Below are 16,236 nucleotides of genomic sequence, written 5' to 3' on the forward strand. Positions count from 1 at the left end.
TTTCTCACTAAATCTCTGCCTCTCTCATTTACGAAAACAGATAGTTAGCTTTTACATATTAAACTTGTACCAACTGCAACGACTTCTTTACCTCCTGTACATCTTTTGCTAATACGCTCTTCACATTCGATCCGAACCATTCCAATGACGCATCTACCTCCACGATTGAAAGTACTTCTGCTAAGAATTCACCATAATCAATTGCACCTTCAAACAATGGAACCATCCCTTCTCTAGACCCTGCTGCAGCATAAACATTGTTAGGAGCAAAAACATCAAGTTGTGCACGTGAGGCAATATTTTTAAAGTGAAAATGTGAGATATAAGGACGAAGTTGCTTTGTGGCGACAATAGGATTTATCCCTGATTCCCATATATGCAAAACGTCAAAGTTCACGCGTAGGCTTGAGTGATTCGTTTCTTCGAGTAACTGCATCGTTGAAGGTAGATTATCTGTCAATGTGTTCGGATGAGTTTCAACAAGCAAATATTGTCCTTTTGACTCAAGATAATCACAGAGCATTCTAAGCCTAGAAATAAGTTCTTTTCTTTCTTTTTTACTTGTGTCTGAACTGCCATGTTTTCCTACAAATGTACGAATCTTATTCGTTCCCCAGCGCCTTGCAAGTGATGATAATTGCTCTGTTTCAGCCATCATCTCGGTAATTGGTGCTTCTAATGGCAAATAATCACTAAGCATACTCGTTTCCAAACCGTAGGAGCTTAGCCAATCTGCTCCATAATGAAGTTCATCTGCCAAGTTCTTTGCATGAGCACCCCAGAGCTCGATTCCTTGAAAACCTTGATTTTTTGCAAATTGGGCTAATTGGTCAATGGAGTGGAGATGGTGCCGAAACGAGATTGTACAAATAGATAGTTTCATACTATAACCTCTTTCTTATGCTGTAATGTTAACCATGCTTCAAAACATTCTTGTAATCCTTGCTTAATCTTGAACTCAAGGAGATTTTGTTCTTCTAACTTCAAGAAAATATCTTTAGCTAATAATAAATCTTGTGTCATCGCAAGTTTCATCACTCGATACTGAATCGTTGTATAGCCATTCACTAAACGCTCAATATCATCACACCATGTGTCAAAGCTTTCCTCATCGCGGCCAAGTGCTTCCCCAAAAAATGCAAACGCATGTTCATACGCATATTTTCTGATCGCTATAACCGGCAATTGTTTTAATGCAGTCGGAAGTTTTGACATATTTTCTTGTTCTTTTCCTGCAATATACCCTTTAATAATCTCGGTAATTGCATCTGTCAACGGATTACAATGCAGCTTTATACATGTATTAAAATAGGCTTCAACCGTCTCTGTAGTTGGCGCAATAATCGTCTCAGAATTAAAGTAATAACCACCTTCGACAGTTGGCTCTTGGATTGCAGCTAAAATTCTCTCCTTCGGTAAAATCCCTTCCCAGCGAAAATCAGGGTCATACATAAACCATTCTTCTTCATTTTCTGTCGATTCTAGCATCACATAATGAGGGAATGGACGTTGATGAAATTTATTCTCTCGCTCTGGAAGCATCGATAAATCCAGCATCACCATCACATGTTGATATGGAGATTTATTCTCTAATAACTTTAGCAGTTTGTTTGTATTTTCTTGTTTTGATTGCTTGTCGTCATACCATTTGTAAAGCTTGATTCCATAGAGCATTTCATACCATGTTTGAAAGAAATGATGATCAATTTGATCAGAATGGTATGCTAGCACTCCATTATCGAGCACATCAAAATCTGCGTCCCATACTCCAAAATAGTAGGGCCTATGATCGACGTCTTTCGTTTTCTTAATAACCTCACAAACACAGCTTACAAAACAATGAACTTTTATCATTTTTGCCTCCGATTATACTACCTTTTGCTGTTTTTCTAAAAAGCTTGCTAGTGTTCCTACTGTTTTGAAATCTCTTGGAACGAGAACCTCATCGGGAATGGAAATGCCAAGATCCAACTCTATATGAAGAATCAGTTGAAGGACCATAATGGAATCCATATACAAATCCTCATTTAATCGGGCATCTTCATTAAAAGAGGACAGTGTCTGCAACTCTAATGAATTTTCCATAATATCATAGATGCTCTTGATTAATTGTTGTCGCGTCATACTGGTATGCCTCCAAGTTTTTTTCTACTTACTTTTCCATTAGGCAGCTTTTCAATTTCATGAACAAACACAAACTCCATCGGAATTTGATGTGGAGCGAGAAATTTCCGGCACCATTCTCTAAGTTCCATATTATCGATCGGTTCAGTAGACACATATAGTGCGCATACTCGCTCTCCTGATAAGTTGTCTAGTTTCTTATATACGACTGCTTCGACTATTCTTGGGTCATCCATTAACACGGTTTCAACTTCTTGCGGATACACATTCAAGCCTGCTACATTAATCGTGTCATCCATTCTTGCAAGAAAAGAAAGAACATTATCTTCTATAAAGCCAAGATCTTTTGTATAAATTGTTTGTGTAGACAATTCAATGATAATTTCGCTCGGTGTTTGTTTGTCGCCAGCTGTCACCTTCACATGAGGAAGGGGGTAGCCCATTTGTTTCGGATCTTTCACATTAGGATGAATTGCAACACACCCGGATTCAGAGCATCCATACTGCTGTAATACTTGGCGAGATTTCTCTCTTAATGATGTCAACCAGCTATGCGGCATCATAGTTCCTGACGTCATCACACGATCAAATTGTTGATCAATAGGTAATAATCGACTTAATGTATATAGTAACGCTGGAGCCGCATAGAGTATGTGCTTAGGATATTCTTTTAGCTTTTTCAAAATATATTTAGGATTAACGTTCGTAATAATAACTGGCTTTGCTCCTCTTCTTATGCAAGCCAAAACACCACAAATGAATCCATAAGAATGAGTAACCGGACAAGCGACAACAGAATTTGTCAAGGAATCGACAGGTAAAGTCTTCACATAACTTGCAATTTCTTCTTCCACTGAACCCCACGTTCGTTCAATACATTTCGGAGCTCCTGTTGTACCTGAGCTCATTTGAACTAATACGCCTTCTTGGTTATTGGAATGATTTGATAGTTCGATGAACGTATCAATCGATTGGAACATCAAAAGATGACTACCTGCTGAAGAAGCAAGCCGTACAGATCCCTCTTTTGGCGTCGCTGGATGGATTGGGACAACTGATCCACCTTTTTCGCGAATATATAAACAAAGAGCTATATATTGGAAAGTGTCATCCGTACAAATAGCTAGTCTGCGATTGTAACACTCCCTTAGATGCGGTAAGCTTTCATATAGTTCAAATTGCTTCTCGATATCTTCTACTGTATAAAATTGATCATTGACATAAAACATCATCATTTCCCCTTTTTATCCGCTTGCGCCAACGCATTGTTGACGATATGTCGAAAATTACCTTCTTCTTGATTTTGAAGTTTCTTTGTTAGCAAAGATTCAACATAAATTTGTGTGCTAGTATGCTGGAGCTGTTCATTTCTTGAGCATAATGATGGAAAGCGTTCAAAATGCTTCTGTATTCCGTCCTTAACTTGACTCCAAAAATGTGTTTCTGCAAATCCATACTGCTCTTCTAGCAAATAAGATAGTTCACTTAAATGAAACACGAATAGTGTATCCATAGCTAACTCTCGTAAAGCCTCTACAGAAGACATCCAATAATAATGCTCGACAGGTGCATCTTTAAAACAATCGTGTATCGTTTCAAAGTCTGGAACAAGGCTTCTGTCTGCAATGAATTCTTCCATATATTCGATACTGTCATGGAAATCCCTCAGTACAACCCGAGTCGGCCACCCATTTTGATGTAATAAAATCATATTTTGCGCATGGGCCTCCACAGCAATACCATGGGCGACAAGCAAGTGCCACACAGGAATAACACTCACTTCGATCAAGCGTTTTACCCATTCCTCCGTTCCATATCGGCAAAGCCAATCATCAATAAATGGACGCCCATCTATCTCCATCATCATTAGTACCGTAAACGGTACCGCTTCCTCTTCATCCTTCATACACGAGCGCACACTTTCTCGCCATATTGAGCCAAGCTGCCCTTCTAGTTTTCTACTATGTTTGTTTGCATTCGGTTCAAAAATAATCCCTGCATATTCTTCCAGCACAACAAGAGACGCTTCCTCTTGTAAATAGGCGTCTAATTGAATCACCTGTTTAAGCCATGCTGAAATATGAGGAGCAGCACAAACAGCATGAGCATGTAACTTTCGTAATGAAGAGGTATTCACTATATTCATCGAGCATTTCAATTGCGCCTTTTTTGGATTTGAAAAATTCCATAGTGTTCGCACTGATTGGGTTGCCCTATAGTAATCTCCTTGCACATTTAGAGGTATTAGATCTTTTTGCTCCATTAATCTAGCTAGTTCATGCTTCATGTTATGCCATTGCCAAGGATGAACAGGTAAAAACGTATATTCTTCAAATGTTCCATCGAATACCGCTAGCGTTGCAAGAAGGTCTTCCCACAGCAAATGCCCTACCTCTCTTTTCCAAAAGTTCTCTTCCTCTTCAAGAACAGAAATTCGGACGAAGCTTCTTCTCACTGCAACCCATTGAAGGGTAAATGATTGCTTTGCCTCAGGGCCATAGTCTTTATGGTCGTCGATCGTAAAACCAGTTCTGGATTTAAAACAAGGATGATATGGATGTCCTTCAATGATTTCTGATTCTAATTCTTCATAGCTCGAATTTCTTCTCGACATCGGCATTTGGAGATGGCGATCATTCCATTCACAAAGCTTACTCGTTAAATGAAGTTCTTTCAGTAATCGTACTTTATCTTTACAAGTCGAAAGTAATTCATCTACTAGATCCTCAAGCGTTGCTTCTAGTAACGTTTCATCTTTTCCTACTAGGAAAATACTCTCTCCCTGTATTCGGATGCGATCAAATGCCATTCTTCTTCCTTTACAACGATAGGTGCACTTCTGACCAACAAGCGTAAAAATTGAAGTCCATTTATCTAAACGTGTTTCTTCATATTTAATTAGTCCTTCAAAAATCATTGCTTCTACAAGTTGCCGCCTTACACGTAGCTCTCCTTGTTTAGAAGCTAAAGGCTGTAGCTGCTGCATACTCTGCCTCCTCATACTGAAGAACGAACGGATTTGGAATTTTCGTGTATACCGCTTGTTCAAGTTCGGCTTCTAGTTCATCTACATCATGAAACCTTGTTAATAGATTTGCTTTAAACGCAAGCTCTTCTTGTTTTAGAATGTTACGAACGAATGCCTTCCCGAAACCTGTGAATTCTTTTTCTAATAAGTGCAGTTGATCGGTAGACCACTTCAAAAGAATTTTTTCATCGATTAGCTGATCTGCTCCAAATCGGGAAATAACGGGAAACAATTGATTCATAATCAAATAATATGTAAATCTATCATGAATAAGGGCATCTTCGTAAAATAGCTCAGCTGTTTCATGTAAAGAAGGTTCTATTGAAAGAAGTACTTCTTTATATGCTTTTGATAAGTAATAACCTTGGTTATCACGATAATAATAAGTAGTTGGATAACCTGAAGAAATGTTTAACAGACTATTTTGCTGGTGTGCTTCGAGAGCTATCCCATGCTCATCGTATAATCTTAATAATGATTCAATAGCACATTTCCAATAGACTTTAAACCAATCTAAACTTACACTCTCTAAAGAGCGGAATTCTGATTGTGAGATTTTCATAATGAGTTGACACAATTTTGATTTTTCATTTGGTAAGGGCTCTTGCATAAGAGTAGCGATCATGCATATTCCTTCATCATGTCCTTTAGGAAATACGTTTGAGCGAAAAATAACCTCAAACCCTGATTCCGTCTGATTTGGGAACTCTATAGTCATATAGGCTGGGTCATCAATCATCTGGAAATATGGATAATTTTGCAAGAAATTAATCTTATTCATTAACCGAGCCATAACAATTCCAGCTTTTAGTTCATGCGTTCTATTTACCCTCAATGAATTCGTTATTTTTACAGGAATTGAAAACTTATACATCATCTCTTCATTTGGGCTATATACTGTTCTTATCGAAGAGGTTGCTGTATACAATGCCCCAAGCGCACCTTCGTATTTTATCAATCCTTCAGCAAGCGCTTTTTTTACATACTGTTGCTGTAAAAGCCACTGTGCTTGAAGCGGATGCATCGGAATGAGGCAATCTTTCTCTGACATAACAAAATCAGGTTGTGATTTTGTTAAAGACTGATAAATGAGTTCACTCGCACTTTTTTCTAATACAGAGGACTCTTTCACAATTTTAGGGTCGACACGAAAATAGTGAAGTTGGAAAGATCCTTGTAGCTCTGGAGCAAAAGTCATTTGTTGCCAATTTGCCATACCTTGTCTGCTTTTAGGTGTAGGATGAAGCCAATGTCCAAATAAGAGAGACTGCTCAGCTTCAATAAATGTAGCATTTGCTCCATGTTGTTTCTTATCTTCCAAACTGTTTTCAATATAATTTGCCATTGTTTGATAGCTTTCAATTATGCGCAGAATGAGTTCATCAAAATGGGGAGAAAATCCAGGACATCCATCCGCCTTAGTCATTAAATGTAGCTCTTGAATGAGCATGATGAGTATCGTTAATTTATCTTCGACATGCCATTGTTTTTTATTCGTACAATACTTCAACGAGACACCAAATTTATGTCTTCCAACAAGAGATTTGTATTCCACACCAAATGCAATACGGGTGTTTTGTATCGGCAACTCAAGCTCTAACATATGTCCCTCTGTAATCAGGATAGTTAGTCGCTGTTCTGTTATCCACTCCTCCTTTTTGATCCAATGTCCGCTTTTCACTTCTCGTATATAACAATTCATAAACGCCTGAAACGTTGCATTTTCTGCAATCTGTTTAGCAATCTGTTGCATGTAATTAGCCATCCTTTCACAGAATCTTCCACCTAGTAAATGATAATAGTTCTCATCAATTGTTAAAAAAATTTGTCTTCCTAATTAGCAAGACTGATAATAAGAAATAAATGGAAACAAATGTGTTGCTGACAAATGATACACGTTCCTAGTAATTAAAAGAACATTAAAAATTTATAGGATAATAGTAAATTCATAACTACGCGACCCAATTGATAACGATTATCATTTTCAACCATATTTCCATAATACAGGAAATACATAAATGGTCAAATGTCTAAAGACCTATATAGCAATACAAGCCATCGAAATATGTAAAACTGTAGCAGCAGAGATCGTTTCTTATATCACTTATCCGATTTTATTGATTTGTGATCTATTGTGACGACAAAATATTACAAGGGGAAAACGCTATCTCGGAGTGAATTAACTGTTGTTTTTGTATACACATTATTTTATATTTATTCTTTTGTTGACAAAATAAAGAGCCGCACTAATATGCGACTCTTCATCTATACTTTATTAATTCCCCTGACTTAGATCTTTATGACCGAACTTTGCTAAAAAAGGGATATGTTTCGTTAGTTTGTTATAGATATTGAATAGAACTTGTACGACCGGCTCCAATACTTTGGAGAACTTGATAATGACTAAACTTGCCCCAAATGACAGAAGGGCTCCACCAATCACGTCGGCTGGATAATGTACGCCGACGAAGATACGTGAAATACCTACTAAGATGGCCCATACTAATACCGGATACTTCCACGAGTCTTTTCGTAAAAGTAACGTCCACGCAAGAGCGAATACTAATACTGAATGATCACTTACAAACGAAGAATCATCAGCATGTGGTACTAACTGATGAACATCATATGTAATGAATGGTCGTGCATGATAGTAGAATAGGTGAATGAGTGCGTTTAGACCCAATCCAAGTAAACATGTAAAGACAATGTAAAAAGCTGTATATTGTTTTTCTGTCCTTTTTTCTTTGTTTGCTGTAAACCATAAAAATAACATGAATACGATAACGATATAAGGAACGCTATCAGTGATGAAAATCATCCCTTTATCCAGCAAAGGATAGCGACCAGCTAGATCATTAATCCATTGAAATATTCCATAATTCATTTTTAAATCTCCTTGCTTTTAATTTCTCAGTAATTAACGTTTTTCAAATATGCACTGCTTCCAGTTAAATACTTGCTTACCCTTTCATACATGACGTCATCATAAGCCTTATAGTTTCTTTTATTTACAAAAAAATCCCCTTTCTTCAATAAACCGCAGATAAATTTGAAAAAAATCAATTTCTCTCCCAAATCCGTTTTTACAACATTGCATCATAAACTAGAAAATATTATAGTAAGCTAGCAAGAATCAGTATAAAGATGATAAAATATTTTTAATAAAGGGGGCATCAAATATGGGGAAATTAAGCAAAAGGAATATACTGTGGATTGTGCCAATCGGAATTTTAGGGGTGTTCTGGTATTTTTACGGTCCACAAAAGGACATTACGGATAATGACTATATTACATATGTAAAAAACTATTCTTTCGAAAATAGTAGTAAAACAATAGAATCGGGTTTTGCTAACGCTTGTCAAAATCCATACTGGGTGTATTTTGAAACTCAAAAAAGACAGGATGTTGTAGAATTTAAAGGAGACTGTCCAGTCAATAATAAAGCCTCAAAAGTGAATGTTCAATTTTTAGTTAATCGTGATATGACAAATGTGAGGTACGGTGCAATGTTAGTCGATAATAAAATGCAAGAGGAAGCGGATCGAGATAAATACCTTCTTGCATTAGTAGGGAAATAAATAGTTAAAAGCTCTCGGTTGACAGCGAACGAGAGCTTCTTTTAATCGAATTGACGGATAGCAGAGCCCTACTGACGGATTGAACACTACTCAACCAGCGGATAACTCCTCACAACACACTTAAAAAAAATAAATTATTTTACAGCTTTCCAAATGGTCCATCTGTCCTTTTCAACTATAAAACTCTCAGTTGAAATCGACTTATCAATATAATTCACTAATTCATTTAATTCTTCATCGTCTAACTCGTGCAAAATACTTCTGCCTGTTCTTTCCCGTAAATCTTTTAACAATTGCTCTTTTTGTTCATACACATTTCTTGTTTCCCATAGCTTTACTTCTTGCACCTCGCTAAACCCAATTGCCTTAAGTGTCTCAATTACTAGCTCACTGCTATGTCTGCGTTTTATTTCTTGCTCTCTTAATTTTGGAAAACGCTCAAAGAAATAGCCTCTAATATGGTGGTCATCACCTTTTAATAAACAATCTTCAGGTGTCCGGTCTTGGATAATGTATATCCCTTTATCCTCCAAAATTCTATATGCCTCTTGAAAACAAGCTTTTAAATTTTGGATATGATGAATTAAAGCTCTTTCTAGTACTAACTGGTAGCTATCATTATCTAAACCTGTAACCAATGCATTTCCTTGCTTGAAAGTAATATTATCATAGTCTTTACAATTTTCTTTTGCCCCAACGAGCATAGCCTGTGAAAAATCCACACCTATTACAGCAGGTACATCCATATCTGCTAATGCTTTAGCATAAATGCCTCCGCCACAACCAATATCTGCAGCCTTCGAAGTATTCATGTTAGGGACAAGTTCTTTCATTGCTTCGATCCACGAGTGGTCAGCCTGTCGAGTTGTATAAGTAGTTTGATTGTCTTTGTTGTGAAAATCAATGCCCATCTTCATCACTCTTTTCTGTTTTTTTACCAATCAATATGGATTTCCTCACTAACATTATTTTACAACCATTCGTAATATAAGTAAAATCAATGTTAATTATTGATTTTCATAAGTTATCCTTATTACCAAAGTATCCGTTCTGATTTTTGAAAGTATTTAACTTTATGAAGGAGGGAGAAGTTTAAGATCGTTTGAAGCAACAAAAAAACTCACGCATTTATTGCATGAGTTTTTTTACTTTTAACTATTCTATATCTAAAGACTGGATAATGTTTAGCTCAAGGATTCGAATTTCCTTATTTAGCTTAGCAATGGCTGCTTCTATTTGTTCAAAGCGTTCTAAATAATTTTTACTGGTATTGTGCGTAGGTAGCGTTTCTTTTAATGCTGCCTGCCCCGCATATAAAATTTCAAGTAAATCCAACTTTTCAAAATAAGCTGTGCTATATTGTATTCCCATTTCACAAAGCCCCTTACTGTTACTTTTTCACCACTAATAAAAATCCTAGCCCTTTACTAGCACTATAACCGAAAAAAGCAAATGCAAAACTATATCTTAGTTATCATTTATTAACCAATAAAAGGTATAAAAGGTATAAAAGGTATATAACAATGCCTTAACACTATATTTCCTATGGTTAATAGAATTTTCTCTCGAGAAAAAACATACTTATCTATTTTTTAATATGGAATAGACAAATGTATCATGCGCCTGACCATTTTGATACATATAATCTCGAAGAATTCCTTCCTGTTGAAAGCCCACTTTAGTTAGCAGCTTATTCGAGGCTTCATTTTCTATAAATACAACAGCACCTATACGAGTAAGACCCATATGCTCAAAGCCATACGACACAATTTCGGTAACCGCTTCTTGAGTATATCCTTTTCTCCAATAATCAGGATGAATTTCATAACCGATCTCTGCCCGTCTATGGATAGGCGACCAAGCGTTATAACCAATTGTCCCGATTATACCTTTTGTTTCCTTTCTTTCAATCCCCCACCTTATCCCTCTTTTTTCAGCAAAATTCTTTGAAAATAATTTCACTAAACTTTCTGCTTGCTGTAAATCAATAAATGGCTCTTGTCCATAATAGCGAGTGACTTCTTTATGAGAAAAGCAATTAAATACACTTTCCGCATCATCCTGCGTTAATTCTCTTAAAATAAGTCTTTCTGTCTCTAAATTAGGAAACATTCATTCTCCCCCTTTATTATCATCTATTCTCCACACTTCTAGTAAAATCCTTTAAAACAAAGTGATGTTAGCCAAAAATTTGTGCAGCTATGACAAATAGCGTATTATTTCTAGTCGGCATTTCTTCTGCATGAAGAATCATAACTGGAGGTCTATTTGCCTCTGTAAAACCATTTTGCTCTAACCACTTTATCATTTCAGCATGTCCAGATGGCACATCCATTCTTAATTTTCCATGATGGTCTTTCGCTAAAGTATTAATTATGAGACTGGCTGTTATAGAATCAGGTGCTATGATTGGGCCTAAAATTAGATGAATTGGACCTTGAATGGACAACCCAAAGCCAATAATATTTGTTTGATGATCTCTCACAACGCTACAATGCTTAGCTTGGTTTATCCTATTCCGTAGAAAATTACTTCTTTTATCTCCAAAGGCAGCTGCATCTAAGCGGACAATTTCAGCAAAATCACTCTCATTATAATCTTCAATCGTAAAGTCATTTGAAGTTAAGTTATGTGCACCGCTATACTTGTCAGCCAGATATTTATGCACATAATCTACAGTGGTAAAGCCTATTTTCTTATATAATGGTTCTCCGTCTTTCGTTGCGACGAGCATAATAGCTGTATGTTGTGAAACACTTTCAATACATTTTTGAGTAGCTAATCTCCCTAGGCCAAGTCCTCTGTAATTTTCATGCACAATGACCATACCTATCGAAGCTAAATTTGTATCATATGTAATAATGGCAGCACTTGAAACAATATTCCCTTCAGCATTTTTGTGCCCAAATATTTTACCTGACATCATCACCGTTCTAATTTCAGATTCATCATAATCCCACCCGACAGAGTCAGAAAGATCAATTAATCCTGGAATATCATTTGCATCGAATAATACTAACTGTAACTGTTTATGATATGAAGTCATTTAATCCCCCTATAAGAACGTTTGTTTCTATTTTACACAGATTCTATACTATGTACAAGTATTTTTTGAAAATTTAGATTTATCATCAAAAGTTGGGAATGACCATTTTATTAAACACAGCACTTTTAGTCGATCGGAGTGGAGACTGGGTGACTCCTTGGGAATCAGGTATAGAGGAACAAAGGCTAAAACCATCACGTCCTGTGAAAACACCTTCGTGACCAAATATTCTTGCCACTGACGTTACGTTAGCACTACGGCTTTCGGGAATTAACCCAAACTATTAAAGTTATTCATAATTTTTCTATATATTCCTTTTAAAAATTGCAAATATCTTTATAATTGTAACTAGAACTATGCACTCCTACTTTAAGCATATTTAGGTGATTGAAAATGACATCTTATGAACGAATACTTATTATGGTCCCGCCGTTTCCCTAGCTACGTCTACTTTTTTCTAAAGAAGTAGATTTTGCTTGTAGGAGGGCAATAAGTTGAAAAAACATGTAGCACCATCTTTACTATTAATGATTGTTCTTGTATCTTTTCCACAGATTAGCGAGACAATCTATTCACCATCTCTACCTGATCTTTCAGACGCTTTGAATGCTTCAAATCGCTCTGTACAGTTAACCTTAAGTATTTATTTTATAGGGTTTGCTTTTGGGGTCTTTTATTGGGGATGGATTTCTGATTTTATTGGACGAAGACCGGCCATGCTAGGCGGTTTAATTTTTTATAGTATTGGCAGTTTCATGTGTTTTTACGCAGAAACTATTACTTTTCTATTAGTTAGTAGATTTATACAAGCTTTTGGGGCGGCGACAGGCTCGATAATAACGCAAACCATTTTGCGAGAAAGCGTATCTGGCAGTAAAAGACATGCTATGTTTGCGCAAATTTCTGCGGTAATTGCCTTTACCCCTGCAGTAGGGCCGCTGATTGGTGGCTGGGTCGATCAAGCATTTGGTTTTAGAGCTGTTTTTTTTGTGCTCGTTGCAATGAGTATTTTGTTGTTTATTTACACTTATTTTAGACTTCCAGAAACAACAGATACATCATTGAGAAAAACAATTGCTATTTTCCCAGTTGTAAAACGTATTATTTCATCTCCACGGGTACTTGCCTTTGGATTGCTAATTGGTGGGATAAATGGTGTGCTATTTAGTTACTATGCCGAAGCTCCCTTTATCTTTATTGACCATTTCAATTTATCACCAGGACTTTATGGATTTCTTGGTATAATTGTGGCGCTTGCCTCTATTATTGGTGCCATGATTTCCAAAAGACTCATCAGCAACTATCAGCCAGAGAAAGTAATTCATCTCGGTTGTTCTGTGATGACTGTCGGCGCTGTATTGCTACTAATCGTTAGTTCTTTCCCATTGCCTAATATTGTCTTACTAGTGGGCATTTTAGTAACCATTTTTATTACCTTATTAGGATCAGGAATTGCTCTACCTAATTGCTTAAGCCTTGCACTTGTCAACTTTCAGGACGTTATCGGGACAGCTGGCGCAATTTTCAGCTTAGGCTATTACTTACTTGTAAGCTTAATAACATCAGGTATGAGTTTCCTGCATAATGGTTCGTTAACGATCATGCCACTATATTTTTTCATCCTATCGATGATACTGTTATTATTCGGAAGAAAGTTTATTGTTTAAAATATTGTAGCGGGAATATATAATCAATAGCACTTCATTTATCGGCCACCCTATTTTACTATGAGGGTGGCTGCCTCTTTATTGAAAATAATAATTGACGACTTCTTCAGCAGAATGAAAAATAATATTACTTTGGGTTTTATAAATAAACTTTGGTGAAGTACAAGCTTTTTCGAGACTTTTTGCGTACTTTAATGTATCTGTCATTTGCTCAATAATTTCAGAGTAGCCATCAAGATTATTGGAGATTTTCGGCATCATTATATCGGAAACATCTAAAACAATGGAAACTTGATCCTCCGCAAAATTATTTAAATTAATGAAAAAGCACTCCTCCAAATCTTTCGAATGCTTGTCAACATTAATAACTGCTTCACTATATTTTGCGATTAGTCCAGTAGATGTCACTGTAATTGTAAAGCCTTGTTCGGTTAGTTTTTTATTAATGGCATCTAACAAAGTATTGACTTCCGCATCCATTTTAGGCGTTACAGTTTTCTGGATTAAATTATCACAATTTTGATGAATGGTATCAATTTCTGCCTGATTATCAACGAGTAATTTAAAGTTTGATATCGAGTACACACTAAATCTCCCCTTTATTATAATTTTGACATTAGGGCGTTTTTTTAGTCATCTTTTAACCATATATTTTTAGGCTGTTTTCTAAAAGATTGTTGCTATTAAAACATAAAAACAGAGTTACTATCTACAAAATGTGTAGAATCAACTCTGTTTTTATGTTTGATATTGAGTAAAGCTAATATTTAACTAAAGCCCCTATAGTTGAACAGGATAAAGAATGTTATTCATTATTTGGTTTTATCATTGGTTTTCCATCCTTATCCAATAACGGAGTGATTCCCCCCGCATATCCACCCCAACTAAATAAATAATGAATTCCTGTTTCTTTATCTACTATTATTCTGTTTCCATTTGCCACACCATTTTCTGTAAGGATTTCTTCAAATCTCTTCTTTGAACCTTTGTTCTTCTCTGCGTCTTTATTAAACATTTTTTCGCCCCCATATTCATGTATATGTTAACTATTACTGTAATTTCAACTAACACCTTTTTATACTATGCACTTATCAGTTGATTATTACAAAAGTAATAAAAGGGCAACAATTTTCTTGAAAACTACCCATTGTATGAACATATAATACGAAAGTTCCCGTTAGAAGAGGTAAGCAGACAGCCTTTCTAAACTTAAAGTAGATGTTTAACCATTGTATAATAGCTACTTCCAGGCGGATAATCTTTTATTTCCCCAACAACTTGATAACCTCTCGCTTCATAAAACGTACGTGCTTGAAAGTCATATGTAGTTAATAATGCCTTCGTAGCGCCCATTTGCTTGGCTGTTTCTTCAGCTTTGGCCAGTAGCTGTCCACCAATACCTTTTCCACGGTATTCTTTACTAAACCAAAATTTATTGATTTCTACCCAACCCCAATAAACTTCAGCTGTGATGCCACCTATCCATTGCTGTTGATGATCAGTAACGATTAGGTTTAACGAACGAATAGAACCCTTTTGTCTACTTTCTTTATGATACGATGAATGTTCATCGTTGTACTCTTTTAATTTTGTATTTAAAAACGTAGTAAAGTCATCGTGATTTTCTAATAAAATCTCAATTTGATAATCCATATAAATCCCCCTTCCATATGTATTCTATGCTTTATAACGCTTCATTAGCTTTTCCTGATGCGCTGAAAAAATTTCTTCCAGTGAAATATCATATTTATTAGCGATAACAATAATATTTCCTAAAACATCTCCAAGCTCCTCTACTAATTCTTGCTTATTTTCTTCATATGATTGAATCTTTTCATCTGGTCTATCTCTTCCAATCTCTAACGCTCGTATAGCTCTCGCCACTTCTCCAGTTTCTTCAGCTAGAAAACCAATACGCGTAAAAATGCTTAAATCAGACCAACCACGTGTATCATAGTAATCCTTTAGCCATTTTTGAAACTCATTTAATTCCATTTCTATTTCCTCCATTTCTTTCCTCTCGAAATTAAATTATACTATAAAAGTGAAACGTGAATCAGGGGGTTTCTTCATCCCCCGCTTAAAGTTCACTGCCCGTTAATGTGGAAATATACTTATCAGATATGGAGGAACAATGATGGATAGTATTGCAGTATTTTGCGGATCAAGCATCGGTGCTTCTGAAGCATATAAAGAAGGAGCTATTCTTCTACGTTAGAAGAATTTTTTAAAGTATTCACTTGGAATCAAATCGGCCTTCTGCAAAAGCCTTGTGGGCTTTTAAATATCAATCATTATTATGATTTACTCATTGGGTTATTTGACCATATGCAAAACGCACAATTTTTACAAGCCCAATATCGAAATGCCCTACTTGTAGATGAAGAGTTGTGGGACTTTTAGATAAATGTGCAGCCTATGTTCCTCCTACAGTTAAAACGTATCAAACGATTAAATGAATAAATTTAGGATAGTGGATTGAATTTAATAAAAATTCTTCACTATCTTACAAAAAACAGCTGAAATCTATAAAATCAGCTGTTTTTCATTTGTCTATGAGATTTAAATCAAATATATCTTTCTGCACAACGAGTCGTTGATTTCCGTTCCGACTGAGTGCTTTCCTGGAGGCGCCCGATAAGCGACTTTTGTTGCTGTCGCTTCGCTTTCGCACAGAAAACATCCGTTTGCACTCCAGGGTATCATCTGTGACGCTAATCCCAAGGGGTCTCTCAGCTCCACTCCAATCAGCCAATCCACATAGCATGTATCTATTGGTAACAGATGCTT

Annotated in this window: 17 protein-coding genes and 1 pseudogene; 3 read left to right on the forward strand and 15 right to left on the reverse strand. The window is 36.1% G+C overall.

The features are described from left to right. Nucleotides 1-58: 58 nt before the first annotated feature. From C7Y47_RS04835 to C7Y47_RS04865, 7 genes are all read right to left on the reverse strand, one after another. Complete coding sequence (locus C7Y47_RS04835) at nucleotides 59-883, reverse strand: sugar phosphate isomerase/epimerase family protein (protein ID WP_142507727.1); 825 nt, start codon at nucleotides 881-883, stop codon at nucleotides 59-61. Beyond that, nucleotides 880-1,854: a DUF6005 family protein gene (locus C7Y47_RS04840; protein ID WP_142507728.1), complete on the reverse strand. Its 975-nt coding sequence runs from the start codon at nucleotides 1,852-1,854 to the stop codon at nucleotides 880-882. Before C7Y47_RS04840 ends, C7Y47_RS04835 begins: the two co-directional genes overlap by 4 nt. 12 nt (nucleotides 1,855-1,866) lie before the next feature. Next, nucleotides 1,867-2,124: a petrobactin biosynthesis protein AsbD gene (gene asbD, locus C7Y47_RS04845; protein ID WP_142507729.1), complete on the reverse strand. Its 258-nt coding sequence runs from the start codon at nucleotides 2,122-2,124 to the stop codon at nucleotides 1,867-1,869. Continuing rightward, entirely contained in the window at nucleotides 2,121-3,359 is a 1,239-nt protein-coding gene (locus C7Y47_RS04850) for an AMP-binding protein (RefSeq protein ID WP_255505007.1), read from the reverse strand. The genes asbD and C7Y47_RS04850 overlap by 4 nt, the downstream gene beginning before the upstream one ends. Continuing rightward, a complete protein-coding gene (locus tag C7Y47_RS04855; protein ID WP_142507730.1) occupies nucleotides 3,356-5,110 on the reverse strand; it encodes an IucA/IucC family protein in 1,755 nt (584 codons plus the stop codon). Before C7Y47_RS04855 ends, C7Y47_RS04850 begins: the two co-directional genes overlap by 4 nt. After that, nucleotides 5,082-6,905, reverse strand: a complete 1,824-nt coding sequence (locus tag C7Y47_RS04860) for an IucA/IucC family protein (protein ID WP_142507731.1) — start codon at nucleotides 6,903-6,905, stop codon at nucleotides 5,082-5,084. Before C7Y47_RS04860 ends, C7Y47_RS04855 begins: the two co-directional genes overlap by 29 nt. Before the next feature lie 522 nt (nucleotides 6,906-7,427). Further along, on the reverse strand, nucleotides 7,428-8,039 hold the full coding sequence (locus tag C7Y47_RS04865) for an undecaprenyl-diphosphatase (protein WP_142507732.1): 612 nt from the start codon (nucleotides 8,037-8,039) through the stop codon (nucleotides 7,428-7,430). A 295-nt stretch (nucleotides 8,040-8,334) separates the two neighbouring features. Between C7Y47_RS04865 and C7Y47_RS04870 the strand changes: the two genes are divergently transcribed. Next, on the forward strand, nucleotides 8,335-8,733 hold the full coding sequence (locus C7Y47_RS04870; protein WP_142507733.1) for a glucosamine 6-phosphate synthetase: 399 nt from the start codon (nucleotides 8,335-8,337) through the stop codon (nucleotides 8,731-8,733). A gap of 134 nt (nucleotides 8,734-8,867) precedes the next feature. On the opposite strand, the gene C7Y47_RS04875 is transcribed toward C7Y47_RS04870, so the two are convergent. The 4 genes from C7Y47_RS04875 to C7Y47_RS04890 form a co-directional block, all read right to left on the reverse strand. After that, nucleotides 8,868-9,644, reverse strand: coding sequence for a class I SAM-dependent methyltransferase (locus C7Y47_RS04875; RefSeq protein WP_142507734.1), 777 nt, complete (start codon nucleotides 9,642-9,644; stop codon nucleotides 8,868-8,870). Between the two features lie 244 nt (nucleotides 9,645-9,888). After that, nucleotides 9,889-10,104: a hypothetical protein gene (locus C7Y47_RS04880; protein WP_142507735.1), complete on the reverse strand. Its 216-nt coding sequence runs from the start codon at nucleotides 10,102-10,104 to the stop codon at nucleotides 9,889-9,891. Nucleotides 10,105-10,314: 210 nt separating this feature from the next. Next, nucleotides 10,315-10,845 carry a GNAT family N-acetyltransferase gene (locus C7Y47_RS04885; RefSeq protein ID WP_142507736.1) on the reverse strand — a complete coding sequence of 177 codons (531 nt, stop codon included), beginning with the start codon at nucleotides 10,843-10,845 and terminating at the stop codon, nucleotides 10,315-10,317. A 67-nt stretch (nucleotides 10,846-10,912) separates the two neighbouring features. After that, nucleotides 10,913-11,779: a GNAT family N-acetyltransferase gene (locus tag C7Y47_RS04890; RefSeq protein WP_142507737.1), complete on the reverse strand. Its 867-nt coding sequence runs from the start codon at nucleotides 11,777-11,779 to the stop codon at nucleotides 10,913-10,915. Between the two features lie 494 nt (nucleotides 11,780-12,273). Between C7Y47_RS04890 and C7Y47_RS04895 the strand changes: the two genes are divergently transcribed. Beyond that, nucleotides 12,274-13,446, forward strand: a complete 1,173-nt coding sequence (locus tag C7Y47_RS04895; protein ID WP_185903399.1) for a multidrug effflux MFS transporter — start codon at nucleotides 12,274-12,276, stop codon at nucleotides 13,444-13,446. A 78-nt stretch (nucleotides 13,447-13,524) separates the two neighbouring features. Here C7Y47_RS04895 and C7Y47_RS04900 read toward each other — a convergent pair whose 3' ends face one another. From C7Y47_RS04900 to C7Y47_RS04915, 4 genes are all read right to left on the reverse strand, one after another. Next, the gene (locus C7Y47_RS04900) at nucleotides 13,525-14,031 is read right to left on the reverse strand and encodes a hypothetical protein (protein ID WP_142507738.1); all 507 of its coding nucleotides are present in this window, start codon (nucleotides 14,029-14,031) and stop codon (nucleotides 13,525-13,527) included. A gap of 220 nt (nucleotides 14,032-14,251) precedes the next feature. Further along, nucleotides 14,252-14,461: a DUF6440 family protein gene (locus C7Y47_RS04905; RefSeq protein ID WP_142507739.1), complete on the reverse strand. Its 210-nt coding sequence runs from the start codon at nucleotides 14,459-14,461 to the stop codon at nucleotides 14,252-14,254. Between the two features lie 194 nt (nucleotides 14,462-14,655). Further along, nucleotides 14,656-15,099 carry a GNAT family N-acetyltransferase gene (locus tag C7Y47_RS04910; protein ID WP_142507740.1) on the reverse strand — a complete coding sequence of 148 codons (444 nt, stop codon included), beginning with the start codon at nucleotides 15,097-15,099 and terminating at the stop codon, nucleotides 14,656-14,658. Between the two features lie 24 nt (nucleotides 15,100-15,123). Next, nucleotides 15,124-15,441, reverse strand: a complete 318-nt coding sequence (locus tag C7Y47_RS04915) for a MazG nucleotide pyrophosphohydrolase domain-containing protein (protein WP_142507928.1) — start codon at nucleotides 15,439-15,441, stop codon at nucleotides 15,124-15,126. Nucleotides 15,442-15,657: 216 nt separating this feature from the next. Between C7Y47_RS04915 and C7Y47_RS04920 the strand changes: the two are divergent. Beyond that, nucleotides 15,658-15,905, forward strand: a pseudogene (locus C7Y47_RS04920) (LOG family protein); the annotation flags it as partial. Nucleotides 15,906-16,236 lie beyond the last annotated feature (331 nt).

This window comes from Lysinibacillus sphaericus, from assembly GCF_006864135.1.
Taxonomy (GTDB): Bacteria; Bacillota; Bacilli; order Bacillales_A; family Planococcaceae; genus Lysinibacillus.

Excerpts from the sequence above, each read along its gene's own strand:
- C7Y47_RS04875 (WP_142507734.1), bottom strand. The coding sequence starts at position 9,644 with ATGGGCATTGATTTTCACAACAAAGACAATCAAACTACTTATACAACT.
- C7Y47_RS04915 (WP_142507928.1), bottom strand. The coding sequence starts at position 15,441 with ATGGAATTAAATGAGTTTCAAAAATGGCTAAAGGATTACTATGATACA.
- C7Y47_RS04885 (WP_142507736.1), bottom strand. The coding sequence starts at position 10,845 with ATGTTTCCTAATTTAGAGACAGAAAGACTTATTTTAAGAGAATTAACG.
- C7Y47_RS04850 (WP_255505007.1), bottom strand. The coding sequence starts at position 3,359 with ATGATGATGTTTTATGTCAATGATCAATTTTATACAGTAGAAGATATC.
- C7Y47_RS04910 (WP_142507740.1), bottom strand. The coding sequence starts at position 15,099 with ATGGATTATCAAATTGAGATTTTATTAGAAAATCACGATGACTTTACT.
- C7Y47_RS04870 (WP_142507733.1), top strand. The coding sequence starts at position 8,335 with ATGGGGAAATTAAGCAAAAGGAATATACTGTGGATTGTGCCAATCGGA.
- C7Y47_RS04905 (WP_142507739.1), bottom strand. The coding sequence starts at position 14,461 with ATGTTTAATAAAGACGCAGAGAAGAACAAAGGTTCAAAGAAGAGATTT.
- C7Y47_RS04860 (WP_142507731.1), bottom strand. The coding sequence starts at position 6,905 with ATGCAACAGATTGCTAAACAGATTGCAGAAAATGCAACGTTTCAGGCG.
- C7Y47_RS04880 (WP_142507735.1), bottom strand. The coding sequence starts at position 10,104 with ATGGGAATACAATATAGCACAGCTTATTTTGAAAAGTTGGATTTACTT.
- C7Y47_RS04835 (WP_142507727.1), bottom strand. The coding sequence starts at position 883 with ATGAAACTATCTATTTGTACAATCTCGTTTCGGCACCATCTCCACTCC.
- C7Y47_RS04855 (WP_142507730.1), bottom strand. The coding sequence starts at position 5,110 with ATGCAGCAGCTACAGCCTTTAGCTTCTAAACAAGGAGAGCTACGTGTA.
- C7Y47_RS04865 (WP_142507732.1), bottom strand. The coding sequence starts at position 8,039 with ATGAATTATGGAATATTTCAATGGATTAATGATCTAGCTGGTCGCTAT.
- C7Y47_RS04840 (WP_142507728.1), bottom strand. The coding sequence starts at position 1,854 with ATGATAAAAGTTCATTGTTTTGTAAGCTGTGTTTGTGAGGTTATTAAG.
- C7Y47_RS04890 (WP_142507737.1), bottom strand. The coding sequence starts at position 11,779 with ATGACTTCATATCATAAACAGTTACAGTTAGTATTATTCGATGCAAAT.
- asbD (WP_142507729.1), bottom strand. The coding sequence starts at position 2,124 with ATGACGCGACAACAATTAATCAAGAGCATCTATGATATTATGGAAAAT.